The organism is Mesorhizobium sp., assembly GCF_005063415.1.
Taxonomy (GTDB): domain Bacteria; phylum Pseudomonadota; class Alphaproteobacteria; order Rhizobiales; family Rhizobiaceae; genus Mesorhizobium.
The window spans coordinates 41,496-44,951 of the sequence record NZ_SUEG01000021.1; the positions used below are offsets into that span (position 1 = coordinate 41,496).

Below are 3,456 nucleotides of genomic sequence, written 5' to 3' on the forward strand. Positions count from 1 at the left end.
GGCGGGCCGCAAGCCGCTTGGGCGCGCAAGCACGCTTGTTCAGGATTTTCGGGTGCCGCGCCTTGCCATTTGCCGGATGACACCCCATCATGAGGAAGTGTTCAACAAATCGAAAGGAGGTGATCCGATGTCGAGTGATTTCGTTTTCCAGAACGTGGCCTCAGCGGATCGCACTTTCGGGAAGCAGTCTTCCCGTTAAGGCGCGAGATGCGCGGCTGGCGACCAGTGTCGCAGCCAGGAGCCGCGCCATGGACGGAAACACGGAAGGCCGCCGGCTTCGCGAGAAGCGGCGGCCTTTTCTTTTTGGGCTATTGGCCCTTATTTGGTTACGGTCAACATCTCGACGTTGCGGGCTATATCCTGGAAAGCCTGGTTGAGTTCGGTTCCATTGGCCGCCTGATAAAAGTGCTTGATCTTGGCGGTGTCCGGGCTCGCGCAATCCTGGAGCGTCGCCTTGGCATTCGTTTCGTTTAGGTCAAACCCGATGGTGAATATCTCGATGCCCTTGTTGCGCATCGCAGCGCAGAGTGTCTTGGCCGCCGTGCGGGGCGGCTCCTTGCCCGCGCTATTGTAGACGTCACCGACGGTGCTGGCGTCGAAATAGGACAGGTTGAATTCGCCATCAGTCATCAGGATCGCGATCTTGGCAACGTTCTTTGGATCCATCTTGGCCGGCCGTTCCGAGGCTTTCATCACACTGCCCCAGTTTTCCGAAAGCATGTACCAGCTCCACTGCACGCCGACATGGCCGGCGGTGCCACCCGACGCTACAAAGGTCTTGATGACGTTCTTGAGCGCCGTGGCATCCGCCGTCAGCGGTTTCAACGCGGCGGCAGGGCAGGCAGCCGTGCCGGTCTGCCAGGCGAAGGATGACAGCAGGTAGTCCCGATTGACCATGCTGACGTCGGGGCCTGCATCCGAATACTGATAGGTCCCTTTGCGCTCGGTGGCACAATTGTCCGGACGCACAAAGCCGGAGACATACTGTACGGCGCCATTGCCGGGCGCCTGCTTGCGCTGGCTGGTGGAGGTTTCGACATAGACGCTGCTGGCGGCAAGCGCGCCGGCATTCACCGAATTCGCGTAGGGCACGATGGAGACGCGCACTCGCGGGTTGGCAGGGTCCTGGCCGCCCAGGAAGCTGTCGACGGCATTCGCCGCAGCCGCCCGCAGATCGATGATTTTCTGGCCGGCCATCGACCCGGTCACGTCCAGCATCATCGCGACTTCGATCTGCTTGTCCGAATAGAGCGCCGTCGTAGATGCGGGGACGCGCTGCATGCCACCCGTGCTGAAAAGCGGGAAATAGTAGTTGACGTTGACATGGGCGTCCGCCTGGACAGTCTTGGCTGTCCTGTCGACAACCAGATTATCGAGAACGATCTGGTTGTCCTGCAGGATACCCGCCATGCTGTTGGCGTCGAGAAAGGCCTGCACCGATTTGCTGGCGTCGGTCTCGCTGATGACGCCGGTTGTCAAGTCGCGGGCCGTCGAGGTGACCGCCGCATCGACCACGCCCTGCAGGCTCGATTTCACATTGTAGAGTTGGGATAAGTTGACGGCAAAGCCGACACTCAGTGCCAACACCGAGCCGATTATCCCAAACAGCACCGCGAAATTTCCGCTGCGATCCCCGGCAAAGCCGCCGATCGCCTGAACAAGACCCCCGAAACGCCGCATTCCTTCCGCCTCCATTCGCTACAGCCTGCAGCTGTCCGAACGCGCATTGCAGGAATCCGGCCGGATCGCGCCGCCAGGCCCGGGAAAGCGACCGGCCCGCGCTCAGGCCATTGTTTCCAAACGTTTTCGAGCGGCGGCAAAGTAAACAACTGGTGTACGAAAGCCGCGTCGGCGCGGCTTTGTTGACAAAGCGCTTACCAAGATCAGGCTCGCAATTCAGGACGACTGGACTGCGTCCCAATCCGGTACAGACGAGATGTATCGAACCGGTTCAGCACGACCGCGGTGGCGAGAAATGGAACCACGGACTGTGAATGTGTCCCGTAAGACTAGGCCAGCATCCGTGCGCTGACGGTCTTGTCGACGCCACGATAAGGCGGCTTGAACAGATTGCCTTCCTGCTCGTGCGTCCAGACCTTGAACAGGGTGAGCCGATGCGGGCCGAAACTGTGCAGCAGCGGCACGTCGGTGGCGTCGCGGCCGCGGGCGATGACGACGCGGCCGATCCTCGGCACATTGTGGCGAGGATCGAAAGTGTACCATCTGCCGTCGAGGAACACTTCCACCCACGCCGAGAAATCCATTGGTGCCGGATCGGCGGGCACGCCGATATCGCCGAGATAGCCGTTCACGTAGCGGGCCGGGATGTTCATGCAGCGGCAGAGCGTGATCGCCAGATGGGCAAAGTCGCGGCAGACGCCGACGCGTTCCTCATGCGCCTGCGCCGCCGTGCGGGTCGAGCGCGCATAGCCGTAGCCGAACGACAGCCGGTTGTGGACATAGTCGACGATCGCCTGCACCCGCGCCCAGCCCGGCGGGAGCTGGCCGAACAGTTGCCATGCCAGGTCGCCGAGATGGTCGGTCTCGCAGTAACGGCTGCCGAGCAGATAGCCGAGCACCTCGTCCGGCAATTCGGCGACCGGGACTTCCCTGGCCAGCGTGTTGACTTCGTCCGGCTCGCCGCTGTCCTCGACCACCGCGTCATAGAGGATGCGAAAGCTTCCGGCTGGCGCCGTGAAGCGGCGGCAGCTATTGCCGAAAAGATCGTGGTAGACCCTGGTTGTAACCGACGGCGAGGTCAGCACGCGCGTCTGCCGCTTGATGTCGGCCTGGCGATCCCTGTGGATATCGAGCAGCGAAACGACCGGCGTGGCTGCAGCGCATTCAATGGCAATTTCATAGCCGAGCCTGATCAGCATCGCCGTCCCCCTACGATCGTCATGGAAGATAGTGCTGGTCAACGCAGGAGAGTGTGCGGCGGTTCCTTGCGAACGTCGAAAACGACGCCCTCGCGGCTTCCCATACGGACGCGGCAACGTTACGGTCGATCGACACGCGTCTTTCGAAATAATCCCTCCAAGATGACTCCGGGAAAACCGATGTTTGCAGGCAGAAAATTCGCGGCCTTCCTGTTCGATATGGACGGCACGATTCTCAATTCGATTGCCGCGGCGGAAAGGGTCTGGGCAGCTTGGGCGCATCGGCAAGGTCTTGACGTCGCCGCATTCCTGCCGACCATCCACGGCGTGCGGGCGATCGAGACCATCGGCCGGCTGGCGCTCCCAGGCGTCGATCCTGCCCGCGAAGCCGATTCGCTTCTGCAGGCCGAGGCGGCCGATGTCGAGGGCATTCGCCCGATTGCGGGCGCCGGGGCGTTCCTGGCGTCGCTTCCGCCCGGAAGCTGGGCGATCGCGACCTCGGCGCCGCGCGAGCTTGCCCTGCTGCGCCTGCAGGCCGCGGGTATTCCGGCTCCCGCCGTGATCGTTGCGGCGGAGG

At 62.2% G+C, this 3,456-nt stretch carries 3 protein-coding genes and 1 pseudogene; 2 read left to right on the forward strand and 2 right to left on the reverse strand.

Annotation, left to right across the window (positions count from 1 at the left end; all coding sequences use genetic code 11):
• The coding region (locus tag E5W70_RS08605) for a hypothetical protein (RefSeq protein WP_292656493.1) at positions 1-199 on the forward strand (199 nt) is incomplete at its 5' end.
• A 119-nt stretch (positions 200-318) separates the two neighbouring features.
• Here E5W70_RS08605 and E5W70_RS08610 read toward each other — a convergent pair.
• Positions 319-1,680: a pilus assembly protein gene (locus E5W70_RS08610; RefSeq protein ID WP_292656496.1), complete on the reverse strand. Its 1,362-nt coding sequence runs from the start codon at positions 1,678-1,680 to the stop codon at positions 319-321.
• Between the two features lie 329 nt (positions 1,681-2,009).
• Positions 2,010-2,879, reverse strand: a complete 870-nt coding sequence (locus E5W70_RS08615) for a transglutaminase family protein (protein WP_292656499.1) — start codon at positions 2,877-2,879, stop codon at positions 2,010-2,012.
• 180 nt (positions 2,880-3,059) lie between these two features.
• On the opposite strand from E5W70_RS08615, the pseudogene E5W70_RS08620 reads away from it, so the two are divergent.
• Positions 3,060-3,456, forward strand: a pseudogene (locus E5W70_RS08620) (HAD family hydrolase); the annotation flags it as partial.

Excerpts from the sequence above, each read along its gene's own strand:
- E5W70_RS08615 (WP_292656499.1), bottom strand. The coding sequence starts at position 2,879 with ATGCTGATCAGGCTCGGCTATGAAATTGCCATTGAATGCGCTGCAGCC.
- E5W70_RS08610 (WP_292656496.1), bottom strand. The coding sequence starts at position 1,680 with ATGCGGCGTTTCGGGGGTCTTGTTCAGGCGATCGGCGGCTTTGCCGGG.